Here is a 14,740-nt window from a genome sequence, read left to right as displayed (position 1 = left end):
GCGCATTACTTGAGAGTAAAACGCTCACTCTTACCGAGCTTGGTCGTAACCTGCCAACCAAAGCGAGAACAAAACATAACATCAAACGAATCGACCGATTATTAGGTAATCGTCACTTACACAAAGAGCGACTCGCTGTATACCGTTGGCATGCGAGCTTTATCTGTTCGGGCAATTCGATGCCCATTGTTCTTGTGGACTGGTCTGATATTCGTGAGCAAAAACGGCTTATGGTATTGCGAGCTTCAGTCGCACTACACGGTCGTTCTGTTACTCTTTATGAGAAAGCGTTTCCGCTTTCAGAGCAATGTTCAAAGAAAGATCATGACCAATTCTTAGCCGACCTAGCAAGCATTCTGCCGAGTGATACGACACCGCTCATTGTTACTGATGCAGGCTTTAAAGTGCCATGGTATAAATCCGTTGAAAAGCTAGGTTGGTACTGGTTAAGTCGAGTCAGAGGGAAAGTGCAATATGCAGATTTAGGTGCGGAAAACTGGCAACCTATCAGCAACTTACATAGCATATCCTCAAGTCGCTCAAAGACTTTAGGCTATAAGAGGTTGACTAAGAGCAACCCAATTTCATGTCAAATTGCACTGTATAAATCACGTCCTAAAGGCCGAAAAAATCAGCGTTCGACACGGACTAATTGTCATCATCCATCACCTAAAATCTACTCCGCTTCGACAAAAGAACCATGGGTTTTAGCGACTAACTTGCCCGTTGAAATCCGAACACCCAAGCAACTCGTTAGGATCTACTCAAAGCGTATGCAGATAGAAGAAACCTTCCGAGACTTGAAAAGCCCAGCATACGGTCTAGGACTCCGCCATAGCCGAACTAGCAACCCAGAGCGCTTTGATATCATGCTACTAATCGCCCTAATGCTTCAACTGACATTTTGGCTTGTTGGCGTACATGCACAGAAACAAGGTTGGGATAAACACTTTCAAGCGAACACTGTCAGTAATCGAAATGTACTCTCAACAGTGCGCTTAGGTATGGAAGTTCTGCGGCATTCTGGCTACGCAATAACGAGGAAAGACTTGCTCGTAGCTGCAACCATACTTGCTCAAAATCTATTCAGGTACGGTTGCGCTTTGGGGAAATTATGAGGGGATCCCTCAGAGCATAGCACCAAATGAACACCCACGTGGTACATTCGCACTGGAGGTGCAAATGAACTCCATATAAATTGTCCCAACATCGTTAACCTTAATAGTTCCGTGGCCTAACATTTTGAGCCCATTATCCATTTTTTGAAACACTTCGACCTGAACGCAATGTAGAACCAAATCACCAGTACGAAGCTGCTCGATTTTCTTACCTATTGTCATACCAACACCATCATTAAATTTACGGGTATTATCGTTCGAACCGCAAAACATCAAAAATACCTTAACTACATTAGATAATGAACCGATTTCATACTGATGTCGCCTCGATTCTGTAGACACATTCATACATAAACAAAATTTTGCCAAATGACGAGTCAATGAGGTGAGAGGAAGTGCCAGCTCTAACCAATAATGGGGCAAAGCTGAGCCAGCTGATGATTAGCTAACTTAAAATGGGAAGTGGTCTTCTTCATACCTTTCAACCCAAGTTACTAGCCGTAACATAGAACCTTATTCGAAACACACTGTGTGAATTGTTACGGGCAAACTTTATTGTCTCATTTGAGTCTTACAGGCAAACTTTATTGTCACTGCACAAGTACCTGACCCGCTGCGCTGGTGGGTTTTATGGCCGTGCTTTTCTTGGCTTAGTGTGGGCTGAGAATTTCATTTGCTGAATCACTAATCCGCTAATAATAAACACTAAACCGATAATGGTGGTGGGATGAATGCGCTCACCGATAATGGTCGCCAATAAAATCAAAGAGATAAATGGCGAGGCAAAAATAAGATTACTGATCCGCGCGGTATTTTGAGTACTTTTCAAAGCGCTCAGCCAGAGCACAAAGGTAATTCCCATCTCAAATAAGCCAACATAGCTCACCGCCAGCCAGCCTTGCCACGAAATAGTTAGCCATGAGGCTCCCTCATAAAGGCTTAAACCCATCGCGCAGGGAATAGCAACCAGAAAGCCGAGCAGTAGGCCAACCACCGGATCCGCTTGGTTCTTGGTATTTAAAATCCAATATCCTGCCCATAATAACGTTGAGCATAAAGCCAGAGTGACGCCAAGTGGGCTTTCAAATTGTAATTCCAGTAAGTTGCCTTGAGTGGCAATCACCAATACGCCAAAATAACTTGCTGCGCAGGCGAGCCAATCTTGCTTGCGGATCGTTTGGCCTAGAAATAGCGCCGCCATTAAGGTGAGTGTAATTGCCCAACTGTAGTTAATCGCTTGTGCTTGAGAGGCGGGCAGTAAAGCGTAGGCTTTAAAGAGCAATAAATAATAGGCGAGCGGATTAATCAAACCGAGCAAGCAATAGTAAAACGGATTGGCGATAAAGGTCGGGACAAGCTGTGCCAGTTTACCTTGTAGGCCACAAATGATTGCTAAGGTACAGGCCGAGACGATGCTCGCCATGGTCAGCATTTGAATTGGGGTCAGCTCGGCTAAGGTGAGTTTGAACGCGGTCGCGACCGTTGACCAAAGTAACACGGCGGATAACGCCAGTCCAAGCGCTCGGCGCTCATTCATGCTTCTACTCCTTGCTAATGGTTAGCGACCTTGATTGGCAGCCCGCACTGTGACACGTCATTGTGTGGTTACTTTGTGCAAAGTGCTAATCTACGGTGGAAAAACCAGTCAGTAAACTGGACATTTATCCAGTATCACCATACCATTTTTAATTAAAGTGATAATTGATGAAGTGCTTGATATGCAATGGTTCATGGAACATGCGACGACTTGGCTGGCGGCGCTCTCTGCCGCTGGCGTTGCCGCGATTACCACTGGCTGGTGGGTAAAACAGAAAATGCAGTTCTCACTGCAACTACTAGAGCAGCAATTAGCGAGCGAAGCCCGTTGGCATCAACAACAAAAAACGCAGCTAGAGCAGTCGTTACAGCAAGCTCAGCAAGAGTTAGATGAGCTTGATCAGCAGCGTGATAAAGCGGAATTTGAGTTAAAACAAGCGCATGGCAAGATGATGGCGGTGATGGAAAAATTACGCCATTTTGAAGCGATCAAACAAGAGCGTTTGGCTTATGCTGAGCAATTGAACCAGATGCGCGATCTCAAAACTCAATTGGAAGTGCAACTCCATGAGCAGCAAGCCCGACATGAGCAGCAACTCGCGGCCAGTCAAGATAAGCTGCAATTGCTTGAGCGAGCTGAAGAGCGTTTAAAGCAGCAATTTGAGCAACTTGCTAATCAGGTATTTGAACACAAAACTGCAAAAGTTGATGCGCAAAACCAACAGAGTTTAGCTGGGCTGCTTAATCCACTGAAAGAGCAGCTCGAAGGGTTTAAAAAACAGGTCAATGACAGTTTTAACCAAGAAGCGAAAGAGCGGCATACCTTAGTACATGAGCTGCGTAACTTGCAGCAATTGAATGAGCAAATGGCCAAAGAAGCGCTCAATCTCACCCAAGCCTTAAAAGGGGATAATAAGCAGCAGGGCAATTGGGGCGAAGTGGTGCTTGCTCGGGTATTGGCAGAATCAGGTTTGCGCGAAGGGCATGAATATCACACCCAAGTCAGCCTACAAAATTCCGCTGGGAAACGTTATCAACCCGATGTGATCGTCCATTTACCACACAATAAGCAAGTGGTGATTGATTCAAAAATGGCACTGGTGGCTTACGAGCGCTACTTTAATGCCGAGACCGATAGTGAACGCGATCGTGCTCTGCACGACCATTTATCGGCGCTGCGTAATCACCTGAAAGGCTTGAGTCAAAAAGATTATCACCAGTTGAAAGGGCTACACAGTTTAGATTATGTGCTGATGTTTATTCCGGTCGAGCCGGCCTTTCAGGTGGCGATTCAAGCGGATCCAAGCCTAGTCAAAGATGCCCTTGAGCAAAATATTATTTTAGTCAGCCCAACCACTTTATTAGTCGCGCTACGTACCATTGATAACCTCTGGCGTTATGAACGTCAAAATCAAAATGCGCAAGAGATCGCAGAACGAGCCAGTAAATTGTACGATAAGCTGCGTTTGTTCGTAGAAGATATGCAAGGTTTAGGCGGTGCACTGGATCGCGCTAATCAGAGCTATCAATCGGCGATGAATAAACTGGCCACAGGGCGTGGTAATGCGATACGTCAGGCGGAAAGTTTTAAGCAGCTTGGGGTGGAGATTAAACGTTCGATAGCGAGTGAGTTGGTTGAACAAGCGCAGCGTGAATCGGATCCTGATTTTGCGCCTTTACTAGAAAGACATCCCACTGAGGATAAAGTAAACTAATCGTCCGCAGTTGCAGTTTAGGTGTAAGACTGCCCAAGAGGAATAACAATGACGGATATCAGCGTGCAAACCAATACAACAGTAGACAATCAAGAAACCACCCATTTCGGTTTTACTACCGTCGCCAAAGACGAAAAAGTCACCAAAGTGGCGCAAGTATTTCATTCTGTCGCTGCCAAATACGACATCATGAATGACATGATGTCTGGTGGTATTCATCGCTTATGGAAGCGTTTTACGATTGATTGTGCGGGTGCGCGTCCTGGACAGAAAATTCTTGATCTCGGCGGTGGTACGGGGGATTTAACTGCCAAGTTTTCGCGTATTGTCGGTGAAAAAGGCCATGTGATCTTAGCGGACATTAATAATTCAATGCTCAATGTGGGCCGTGATAAGCTGCGCGATCGAGGCATTGTCGGTAACGTGCATTATGTGCAAGCTAATGCCGAAGAATTGCCGTTTCCCGATAATTACTTTGACTGCATCACGATCAGTTTTTGTTTGCGTAATGTGACCGATAAAGATCAAGCGCTACGCTCGATGTATCGAGTATTAAAACCGGGTGGTCGTTTACTCGTGCTCGAATTCTCTAAACCTGTCCTTGAACCACTCTCCAAAATATACGATGCCTACTCGTTTCATCTGCTGCCGAAAATGGGCCAGTTGATTGCTAATGATGCAGAAAGTTATCGTTATCTGGCTGAATCGATTCGCATGCATCCCGATCAAGAGACGTTAAAAGGCATGATGGAGAGCGCAGGCTTTGAACAAACCACTTACTATAACCTCACTGGCGGTATTGTCGCTTTACACCGTGGTTACAAATTCTAAGGGGTCTTATGCCGTTTCAATCTTTGATCACTGCGGTGATGGAAACCACGCTCAATACCTTAATTGAGGATGATCCACAACTGCACCGTCGACTTACTCGTTTGAAAGGGCAAGTGATACAGTTGCATATTAAAGAGATCGATCAAACCTTTACTTTTGTATTCAGTCAGCAAATTGATGTGCTTGGTGCTTATGAAGCTCAGCCCGATTGCTACTTGTCGTTATCATTGACTATTTTGCCTGAGTTGCGTGAGCAGGCCAATATCACGCAACTGATTAAACAAGACAAACTAGTGTTACAAGGCGATATTCAGCTAGCACAAAAATTTGCTCAATTATTGACAGATTGTAAGCCCGATCTTGAAGAGTGGTTATCACGTATTACTGGCGATGTGGTCGCTCATACTGTAGTGCAAGGCATTAAGGATGTGCATCAGCAAGTGACCAGCCACTTTGTCAAACAGCAACATTATGTCGCCCAAGTCCTCACCGAAGAGTGGCGTATTGCTCCTCCGCCATTAGAAATCGCTGATTTTTGTGATCAAGTGGATGAAGTAAAAAGTCATGCCGCTCGTTTAGAAGCCAAATTGCATCAGTTACTGGGAAAAGTATGACTCCTGCAGAAGTTAAACGTTTATATCGCATCATCAAAGTTCAGCTTGAATATGGTTTAGATGAGCTGATCCCACAACACCAATTAAGCAAAGCGCCATTACTGGCACGTAAAATGTTGTTTTGGATCCGTAATCAACATTCCGATAAGCCTCTGGGTGAACGGCTGCGCCTTGCGTTACAAGAACTTGGTCCAGTGTGGATTAAATTTGGTCAGATGATGTCGACTCGACGAGATTTATTCCCACCGCATATCGCTGATCAATTGGCGATGTTGCAAGACAAAGTTGCTCCGTTTGATGGTGCTTTAGCGCAGCAACATATGGAGCAAGCGCTCGGCGGGCCATTAGATACTTGGTTTGATGAGTTTGATATTGAGCCTTTAGCTTCGGCGTCCATTGCCCAAGTGCATACCGCGAAACTCAAATCTAATGGTCGCGACATTGTCTTGAAAGTGATCCGTCCCGATATTCGCCCCGTTATTGATGCGGATCTAAAACTGATGTACCGCTTAGCGCGTATTATTGCCAAAATGACGCCAGAAGCACGTCGTTTAAAACCGGTTGAAGTGGTACGTGAGTATGAAAAAACCTTACTCGATGAACTGGACCTACGACGAGAAGCCGCCAATGCAATCCAACTGCGTCGTAATTTTGAACACAGCGAAGAACTGTACGTACCAGAAATCATCACCGATTTTAGTAATAAAACGGTCATGGTCTCTGAACGCATTTATGGTATTCAAGTGTCAGATTTGGCGGGGTTAAAAGCCAACGGCACCAATATGAAACTGTTGGCCGAGCGTGGAGTGACGGTGTTTTTTACCCAAGTATTTCGCGATAGTTTTTTCCATGCAGATATGCATCCGGGTAACGTATTTGTTAATCCTGAACATCCAGAAAATCCGCAATGGATTGGTTTAGATTGCGGGATTGTCGGCACGTTAAATGCTGAAGATAAGCGTTATTTGGCAGAGAATTTTTTAGCATTTTTTAATCGTGATTACCGTAAAGTGGCGCAGTTGCATGTTGACTCAGGATGGGTGCCCTACGATACCAATATCGATGAGTTTGAAGTCGCGATTCGCATTGTTTGTGAGCCGATTTTTGCTAAGCCTTTGTGTGAAATATCGTTTGGTCACGTGTTATTGAACCTGTTTAATACCGCCAGACGGTTTGAAATGGAAGTACAGCCCCAACTGGTATTACTGCAAAAAACGTTATTGTATGTTGAGGGATTGGGTCGTCAGCTTTATCCGCAATTAGATTTGTGGCAAACCGCAAAACCCTTTTTAGAAAAATGGATGCGTAATCAGGTTGGCCCTCAGGCGGTGATTAACGCGGTCAAAGAGAAAGCGCCATTTTGGGCGGAGAAACTCCCAGAATTACCCGAGCTACTCTATGACAGCTTAAAACAGGGGAAAAACCTCAATCTGCGTATGGAGCAGTTTTATCAAGGCTACTGTACATCGAAGCGGCAGCAATCGACCGGGCAGTTTTTATTTGGTGTTGGCGCCACTTTAGTCGTATGCTCTGCTTTATTATTAACCGACTACCCTTCATTAGCGATGGGAGCGGTGATGGCGGGTGCAATTAGCTGGTGGTTAAGCTGGCGAGTGTATCGTCGATAACTTGGATTCACTGAAGAATTCATCATTAACACATAACCCGAGGTAGAGAAAATGGGTGGTATCAGTATTTGGCAACTGCTTATTATTGCGGTGATCGTTGTTTTATTATTTGGCACTAAGAAATTACGTGGCATAGGCAGTGACTTAGGCAGTGCGGTGAAAGGCTTCAAAAAGGCGATGGCTGAAGAAGAAGACCCGACGAAGAAAGATGCCGATTTTGAGCAGAAAAATCTACAGCAACAGAAAACGGAAAGTACGGCGGAAGCCAAAAAAGACCAAGAGAAGGTGTAAGCTGTGTTTGATATCGGTTTTTGGGAGCTGGTATTGATCTCGGTGGTTGCACTGGTTGTGCTGGGCCCAGAGCGTTTACCTCATGCAATACGCAGTGTGGCTAAGTTTGTTGCTACTGCCAAAGGGATGGCAAATAGCGTCAAAGAAGAGTTGGCCCAAGAGCTAAAAGTGCAGGAACTGCAAGAGCAATTACGTAAAGCGGAGCAAATGGGGATGAAAAATCTATCGCCAGAGCTACAAGAATCCGTCGATACGCTAAAAAAAGCAGCACAGGATGTGCAGCGTTCTTACGGTGCTAATGCTGAGAACATTGTCGAGCCAGACTCGGCTTCTGCGCTGAAACCAACAAATCCGACATCAGACTTAGCTGTGACAAAAAAAACACCCAGCAAAGCGCCAGAGTAAGCCGAACGGTTCGGCTGTACAAAGGCGGTGATTGAGTTGGCGTGGTATCGCGCCACTACAGCGATAGTCTCTTTCAGTGATGAAACCGTCATCAGCTGATACTGATTACTTGTACTCCATATTAACCGAGGTTGTTATGTCATCCGCTGAACAAACCCAGCCGCTCATCGCCCATTTACTTGAATTACGTGACCGTTTATTACGCAGTATTGCGGCGGTGATCGTCGTTTTTATTGGTTTGATTTATTTTTCAAATACGATTTACGAGTTTGTTTCGCGGCCTCTGGTTGAGCGTTTGCCTGCTGGTGCGACGATGATTGCTACCGATGTCGCTTCGCCATTTTTTACGCCACTGAAACTGACGTTAATTGTCGCTATCTTTTTATCGGTGCCGTATATCTTGTATCAAGTTTGGGCGTTTGTTGCCCCTGGTTTGTACAAACATGAGCGCCGGTTGATTTTCCCACTGTTGGTTTCCAGTTCTTTGCTGTTTTATTGTGGTGTTGCCTTTGCTTACTTTGTCGTGTTTCCTTTAGTGTTTGGTTTTTTTACCGCCATTTCGCTGGGGGGCGTACAATTTGCTACCGATATCGCTAGCTATTTAGACTTTGTGTTGTCGCTCTTTTTGGCATTTGGTATTGCGTTTGAGGTTCCCGTGGCGATTATTTTGCTGTGTTGGACTGGCGCGACGACACCGAAAGCGCTCAGTGAAAAGCGGCCCTATATTGTGGTCGCCGCTTTTGTTATTGGCATGCTACTCACGCCACCGGATATTATTTCTCAAACCCTATTAGCCATACCTATGTGCTTGTTATTTGAAGTTGGGCTGTTTTTTGCGCGCTTTTACGGCCAGCGAGAGCCGCGTGAGGCGCAAGAGTAATCGCGATATCGCGATGGCTTGGTCGTCGTTGGTTATAACTTAAATAAGGCTTTGGCATTGTTAGTGGTGAATTGGTCGACGTACTCGGTGCTTAGGCCGCGTAACTCTGCAATTCGCTCTGCGACTAATCGAGTGTACGCTGGCTCATTACGTTTACCGCGATGCGGCACTGGCGCTAGGTAAGGACAATCGGTTTCTAATACCAGATAGTTCAAATCGAGCGCTGGAATTACTTTATCCATTCCGCCATTTTTAAACGTTGATACTCCGCCTAAACCTAAGTGAAAGCCAAGATCATTGATCGCTTTGGCTTGTTCAATCGTTCCGCCAAAACAATGGAAAACACCGCGTAATTGACCATTTTGCTCTTGCTTGAGTAGGGCTAAGGTTTGATCGATGGAATAACGAGTATGAATGACGACCGGTAAGTTAAGACTTTTTGCCCAGTTCAGTTGGGTAATCAATGCCATCTCTTGTTCGGCTTGATAGGTTTTGTCCCAGTACAAATCAATGCCGATTTCGCCTACGGCAATAAACTCACGTTGTGTAAACCAGTATTCTATCTGCTCGAGCGTTTGTTTGACGTCGGCGTTTACATAGCAAGGATGCAGGCCCATCATCGATCGGCATAAATCAGGATAAGCCGCTTCGGTAGCGAGCATAGGAGCGATAGAGTCGAGATCGATATTGGGTAACAAAATGCGCTCAATACCTTGTTCAATCGCACGTTTTATCACTTGGTCGCGATCGTGATCAAATTCACTGGCGTAAACATGGGCATGGGTATCAATCATCGTAATCTCTTTATGGTTAGTGGCTGTTGACGCTTCCGAGCTATCATCAGCGGGATGATATTCGATAAAGAAGCAGTATACGCGAGTGGGCCACGGAGATCATTTTTCGCCTTTTCTTGGATTGAGCCTAGCGCCAAGTGATTAGAGTGATATGATTTCACGACTACACGTTCCAATCACGACCGCGGGTGGTCCTATCACTGCTGTGCGGTTCGACAACTAAGGAGAGTCGAGTGTCTGTATCAATCCAAGGTCAGTTCCCTGGCCGTCGTTTACGCCGTTTACGCAAACATGATTTTAGTCGTCGCTTAGTCGCAGAGCACTGCGTCTCGGTGAATGACTTGATCTATCCGATGTTTATCTTAATGGGTAAAGATCGTCGTGAAGCGGTAGAGTCGATGCCCGGTGTTGAACGTCTATCTATCGATTTGATGTTAGAAGAAGCGCAATATTTAGCGCAATTAGGAATTCCAGCCATCGCCCTGTTTCCGGTCGTGACTCCAGATGCAAAAAGTCTCGATGCTGCAGAAGCCTATAATCCGGATGGATTAGTGCAGCGTGCGGTCAAATTACTGAAAGCGCATGTCCCTCAAATGGGCGTGATTACCGACGTGGCTTTAGACCCTTTTACCACGCATGGCCAAGATGGGATCATTGATGAAAGTGGCTATGTGCTCAACGAAGCAACGACCGAGGTATTGATTAAGCAGGCGTTGTCCCATGCTCAAGCCGGCGCGGATGTTGTCGCACCATCAGACATGATGGATGGACGAATTGGTAAAATTCGCCAAGCGCTTGAAGAGGCGGGGCATATCCATACTCAGATCATGGCTTATTCGGCGAAATATGCGTCTTGTTACTATGGGCCGTTTCGTGATGCGGTCGGATCGGCAAGTAATCTCAAAGGGGGCAATAAGAAAAACTATCAGATGGATCCGGCCAACAGTGATGAAGCATTGCATGAAGTCGCGATGGATATTAACGAAGGCGCGGATATGGTGATGGTTAAGCCCGGTATGCCCTATCTTGATGTGGTACGCCGAGTGAAAAGTGAGTTGCAAGTGCCCACTTTTGCTTATCAAGTGTCTGGTGAATATGCGATGCATAAAGCGGCGATCTTAAATGGTTGGCTTAAAGAACGTGAAACCGTTATGGAGTCACTATTGTGCTTTAAGCGCGCTGGAGCCGACGGCATTTTGACCTATTTTGCTAAACAAGTCGCCGAATGGTTAGCCGATGATCACGCTCAAGCGGCGAAGCATTTGCGTCAGAAAGCCACCTCAAAATAAAAGCTACCTCACACTCACAATAAAAACTACCCCACAATAAAAGTGGGGTAGATCAACAAATGAGATTTTTTCTCATTTGAGTGTTGACATTAAGATGAGAACGATTATTATTAACCTTGTCTTAGGGGATAAGTCTAGTTCAACAACAGACCTGCTGATTATGTTAGCTTTATCTATTGCTAGCGGATAAGCAGAGGTTATTGGGTAACACAGATTCTTTTTGACACGACATTGCTCACATTGCTTCCAGTGTAATATTTAGCTTTTTGGGGAGTTGATTTTACCATTAGCTTCACCAGCATACGGCTAGGCGACATCTTCGGGTGTCGCTTTTTTTATGCTATGAGTTCGGCAAGTCAATCTGTCACATGAGTAGATTTTACTCAATGACGTCAGCAAGATTGGATGAGACTGTTGTAATTGTAATCAGCTAATTTCGAGCGGGATCTCAGCGTGAGCAAAAGGACAGCAAGTATCTTTTCCACAATGGATGATCGTTAAAGGATCATTGTTGTCTTTGTCGATCTGGATTAAAACCCTTAAATATCAGTAACTTTTATTTTGATTGGCAGTGGTAAAAAGAGAGTGATGGCGGTGTGGATAAAATCTATGAACAGACTTATCCACAGATGAAGGGGAGGCAGAACCGATCTCGGGGCACGCTTAGGCAACGAGTCAGCTTGATCAGCATGGAAACCAAGCAGCAGTCATGGCATCCTAGGCGCTTATTGTTTCTGATCGGATAGCAAAACTATGGCTCGTATCCCTGATAACCCCCTCATTTTGATCGATGGCTCCTCTTATTTATACCGCGCGTTTCACGCCTATCCAGGCACCATGACCAATGGTGAGATCCCGACCAATGCGGTGTATGGGGTCGTTAATATGTTGCGTGCCATGATGCGTCAATTTGCTTCAGAGCGCATGGCCGTGATTTTCGATGCGAAGGGTAAAACCTTTCGTGATGACATGTACGATCAGTATAAAGCTCATCGCCCTCCGATGCCGGATGACCTAAGATGTCAAATTGAACCTTTGCATCAGATTATTCGTGCAATGGGTTTACCGCTGATTTCGATTGAAGGTGTGGAAGCGGATGATGTGATCGGCACCTTAGCGGCGCAAGCATCGCAAGCGGGAATGCCAGTGCTGATCAGTACCGGTGATAAAGATATGGCGCAATTAGTCAACGATCATGTCACTTTGATTAACACCATGACCAATGTCGTCATGGATCGCGAAGGGGTGATTGAAAAATTTGGTATTCCGCCTGAGTTGATCATCGATTATCTCGCTTTGATGGGCGATAAAGTCGATAACATTCCTGGCGTTCCCGGTGTGGGTGATAAAACCGCGACCGCCTTGTTACAAGGGATTGGTGGCCTTGAGGCGTTATATGCCAATTTAGATAAAATTGCGGAGTTAGGCTTCCGTGGTTCAAAAACCATGGCCAAGAAGCTGGAAGAAAATCGTGACAATGCTTGGTTATCTTATCAGTTAGCCACGATTAAGCTCGATGTTGCATTGGATCACACGCCGCAGTCTTTATTGAAAACCACTCCCGACTGCGACGCCTTAATTGCGCTGTATGGAAAAATGGCGTTTAAATCTTGGTTAACGGAACTCTTAGACGGCGGTAATGGCGTCGTTGAAGCTCGTGAACCTATCACCCAGCGAGAAGTGGCCTCTGGCCAAGCGCACACGGTGATGAGTGAGCACTCAGCGGTAACAATTGATCGCAGTCAGTACCAAACGATCCTTGATGAACAGAGTTTTGCGATATGGTTAGCCAAGCTCAAACAAGCCGAAGTGTTTGCGTTTGATACGGAAACAGACAGTCTCGATTATATGGTCGCTAATTTGGTGGGTCTCTCGTTTGCCGTAGCAGAAGGAGAGGCGGCGTATGTGCCCGTTGGGCATGACTATCTTGATGCGCCTCAGCAGCTGGACCGTGATTGGGTACTGGCGCAGCTAAAACCGCTATTAGAAGATCCTCAATTGGCTAAAGTTGGTCAAAATCTGAAATACGACGCCAGTGTTGTGGCGCGTTATGGGATAACGATGCGTGGCATTGCTCATGATACGATGCTGGCTTCTTATGTCTATAACAGCGTTGGTGGTAAGCAGGATATGGATAGCTTAGCGCTACGTTTTTTACAACATAGCTGCATTTCTTTTGAGCAAGTGGCTGGTAAGGGCAAAAATCAACTGACCTTCAATCAAATCGATCTTGAACAGGCTGCGCCATACGCCGCGGAAGATGCCGATGTGACACTAAGGTTACACCATCGTTTACAAGCTTTGCTTGAGGCGGATGCGCCGCTATTCGCTGTTTATCGTGATATTGAGGTGCCATTAGTGCCGGTGTTATCACGTATGGAGCGCACAGGCGTATTGATTGACGATCAATTACTGGCGATTCAATCTCAAGAAATTGCCCAGCGTTTGGTTGAGCTCGAGCGCAAAGCCTATGAGCTGGCTGATCAAGAATTTAATTTAAGCTCACCAAAGCAATTACAAACGATTTTGTTTGAGCAGATGAAGTTACCTGTGGTGAAAAAAACGCCATCAGGTACTCCATCGACTAACGAAGAAGTGCTGCAAGAATTGGCGTTAGATTATCCGTTACCAGCGGTGATCCTTGAATACCGTGGATTGGCTAAATTAAAGTCGACCTACACAGACAAGCTACCAAAGATGATCAACCCAACAACTGGGCGGGTGCACACTTCTTATCATCAAGCGGTAACGGCGACAGGACGTTTGTCTTCAACCGATCCAAACTTACAAAATATTCCGATCCGCAATCAAGAAGGACGTCGTATTCGTCAGGCCTTTATCGCTCCAGCGGGCTGGAAAATCATGGCAGTCGACTACTCACAGATTGAATTACGAATCATGGCTCATTTGTCTGGCGATCCTGCGTTGCTGGACGCTTTCCAGCAAGGCAAGGATATCCATACCGCGACGGCAGCAGAAATCATTGGCGTGAGTATTGATCAGGTAACCAGTGAGCAGCGTCGCCGCGCCAAAGCGGTCAACTTCGGATTGATTTATGGCATGAGTGCCTTTGGTCTTGCTAAGCAACTCGGTATTCCGCGTTCTGAAGCTCAGCATTATATGGACAAATATTTTGAACGTTATCCGGGTGTGCTGCGTTATATGGAAGAGACGCGCAGTATGGCGGCAGAGCAAGGGTATGTGGAAACGCTCTTTGGTCGTCGTTTGCATTTACCTGAAATTCAATCACGGAATGGCATGCGTCGTAAAGCCGCTGAGCGGGCGGCGATCAATGCACCGATGCAAGGTACTGCCGCTGATATCATTAAAAAAGCGATGCTATTAGTGGATAATTGGATCGAGACAGAGGGGCAAGGACGCGTAAAACTGTTAATGCAAGTACACGATGAACTGGTTTTTGAAGTGCAAGAGTCAGCTTTATCCGAAATTGAAAGTAAAGTACAAGAATTGATGGAATCTGCTGCCCAACTTAACGTTCCGTTAGTGGCTGATGCTGGTCACGGAAACAACTGGGATGAAGCCCATTAACGTCGATTTAGCATAAAATCAATCAATTATTCTAGCCAGCGTCTTATCGCTGGCTTTTTTTTAATCGAAAAAAATTGAGTGATTTTCAAG

At 45.7% G+C, this 14,740-nt stretch carries 12 protein-coding genes; 10 read left to right on the top strand and 2 right to left on the bottom strand.

Translation table 11 applies throughout. The annotated features are described in order from the left end of the window. Nucleotides 1-1,118 (top strand): IS4 family transposase (locus tag CAG60_RS07610; RefSeq protein ID WP_161438657.1); only part of this gene is annotated, 1,118 nt, incomplete at its 5' end. Between the two features lie 628 nt (nt 1,119-1,746). Here CAG60_RS07610 and CAG60_RS07605 read toward each other — a convergent pair. Further along, on the bottom strand, nt 1,747-2,655 hold the full coding sequence (locus CAG60_RS07605; RefSeq protein ID WP_161438656.1) for a DMT family transporter: 909 nt from the start codon (nt 2,653-2,655) through the stop codon (nt 1,747-1,749). Between the two features lie 181 nt (nt 2,656-2,836). Between CAG60_RS07605 and rmuC the strand changes: the two genes are divergently transcribed. The 7 genes from rmuC (at nt 2,837) to tatC (ending at nt 9,018) form a co-directional block, all read left to right on the top strand. Next, the gene (gene rmuC / locus CAG60_RS07600) at nt 2,837-4,369 is read left to right on the top strand and encodes a DNA recombination protein RmuC (RefSeq protein WP_154169762.1); all 1,533 of its coding nucleotides are present in this window, start codon (nt 2,837-2,839) and stop codon (nt 4,367-4,369) included. 48 nt (nt 4,370-4,417) lie between these two features. After that, nucleotides 4,418-5,200 carry a bifunctional demethylmenaquinone methyltransferase/2-methoxy-6-polyprenyl-1,4-benzoquinol methylase UbiE gene (gene ubiE / locus CAG60_RS07595; protein WP_161438655.1) on the top strand — a complete coding sequence of 261 codons (783 nt, stop codon included), beginning with the start codon at nt 4,418-4,420 and terminating at the stop codon, nt 5,198-5,200. A gap of 8 nt (nt 5,201-5,208) precedes the next feature. After that, nucleotides 5,209-5,814, top strand: a complete 606-nt coding sequence (locus CAG60_RS07590; protein ID WP_161425973.1) for a ubiquinone biosynthesis accessory factor UbiJ — start codon at nt 5,209-5,211, stop codon at nt 5,812-5,814. Next, nucleotides 5,811-7,442, top strand: coding sequence for a ubiquinone biosynthesis regulatory protein kinase UbiB (ubiB, locus tag CAG60_RS07585; protein WP_161438654.1), 1,632 nt, complete (start codon nt 5,811-5,813; stop codon nt 7,440-7,442). Before CAG60_RS07590 ends, ubiB begins: the two co-directional genes overlap by 4 nt. 51 nt (nt 7,443-7,493) lie before the next feature. Next, nucleotides 7,494-7,733, top strand: a complete 240-nt coding sequence (tatA, locus tag CAG60_RS07580; RefSeq protein ID WP_004393899.1) for a Sec-independent protein translocase subunit TatA — start codon at nt 7,494-7,496, stop codon at nt 7,731-7,733. A 3-nt stretch (nt 7,734-7,736) separates the two neighbouring features. Beyond that, entirely contained in the window at nt 7,737-8,138 is a 402-nt protein-coding gene (tatB, locus tag CAG60_RS07575; RefSeq protein WP_154169770.1) for a Sec-independent protein translocase protein TatB, read from the top strand. Between the two features lie 136 nt (nt 8,139-8,274). Then, nucleotides 8,275-9,018, top strand: coding sequence for a twin-arginine translocase subunit TatC (gene tatC / locus CAG60_RS07570; RefSeq protein ID WP_154169772.1), 744 nt, complete (start codon nt 8,275-8,277; stop codon nt 9,016-9,018). A gap of 32 nt (nt 9,019-9,050) precedes the next feature. On the opposite strand, the gene CAG60_RS07565 is transcribed toward tatC, so the two are convergent. Further along, on the bottom strand, nt 9,051-9,812 hold the full coding sequence (locus tag CAG60_RS07565) for a TatD family hydrolase (RefSeq protein ID WP_161438653.1): 762 nt from the start codon (nt 9,810-9,812) through the stop codon (nt 9,051-9,053). Between the two features lie 233 nt (nt 9,813-10,045). On the opposite strand from CAG60_RS07565, the gene hemB reads away from it, so the two are divergent. Next, complete coding sequence (gene hemB, locus CAG60_RS07560) at nt 10,046-11,101, top strand: porphobilinogen synthase (protein ID WP_161438652.1); 1,056 nt, start codon at nt 10,046-10,048, stop codon at nt 11,099-11,101. 753 nt (nt 11,102-11,854) lie between these two features. Then, the gene (gene polA, locus CAG60_RS07555; protein WP_154169778.1) at nt 11,855-14,650 is read left to right on the top strand and encodes a DNA polymerase I; all 2,796 of its coding nucleotides are present in this window, start codon (nt 11,855-11,857) and stop codon (nt 14,648-14,650) included. The last annotated feature ends 90 nt before the right edge of the window (nt 14,651-14,740 follow it).

The sequence above is a fragment of the Vibrio sp. V33_P6A3T137 genome (genome assembly GCF_009904835.1).
Classification (GTDB): domain Bacteria; phylum Pseudomonadota; class Gammaproteobacteria; order Enterobacterales; family Vibrionaceae; genus Vibrio; species Vibrio metschnikovii.
This window is presented reverse-complemented; position numbering and strand designations above follow the sequence as displayed.

Coding starts and splice junctions, on each gene's coding strand:
- CAG60_RS07605 (WP_161438656.1), bottom strand. CDS start 2,655: ATGAATGAGCGCCGAGCGCTTGGACTGGCGTTATCCGCCGTGTTACTT.
- rmuC (WP_154169762.1), top strand. CDS start 2,837: ATGCAATGGTTCATGGAACATGCGACGACTTGGCTGGCGGCGCTCTCT.
- ubiE (WP_161438655.1), top strand. CDS start 4,418: ATGACGGATATCAGCGTGCAAACCAATACAACAGTAGACAATCAAGAA.
- CAG60_RS07590 (WP_161425973.1), top strand. CDS start 5,209: ATGCCGTTTCAATCTTTGATCACTGCGGTGATGGAAACCACGCTCAAT.
- ubiB (WP_161438654.1), top strand. CDS start 5,811: ATGACTCCTGCAGAAGTTAAACGTTTATATCGCATCATCAAAGTTCAG.
- tatA (WP_004393899.1), top strand. CDS start 7,494: ATGGGTGGTATCAGTATTTGGCAACTGCTTATTATTGCGGTGATCGTT.
- tatC (WP_154169772.1), top strand. CDS start 8,275: ATGTCATCCGCTGAACAAACCCAGCCGCTCATCGCCCATTTACTTGAA.
- CAG60_RS07565 (WP_161438653.1), bottom strand. CDS start 9,812: ATGATTGATACCCATGCCCATGTTTACGCCAGTGAATTTGATCACGAT.
- polA (WP_154169778.1), top strand. CDS start 11,855: ATGGCTCGTATCCCTGATAACCCCCTCATTTTGATCGATGGCTCCTCT.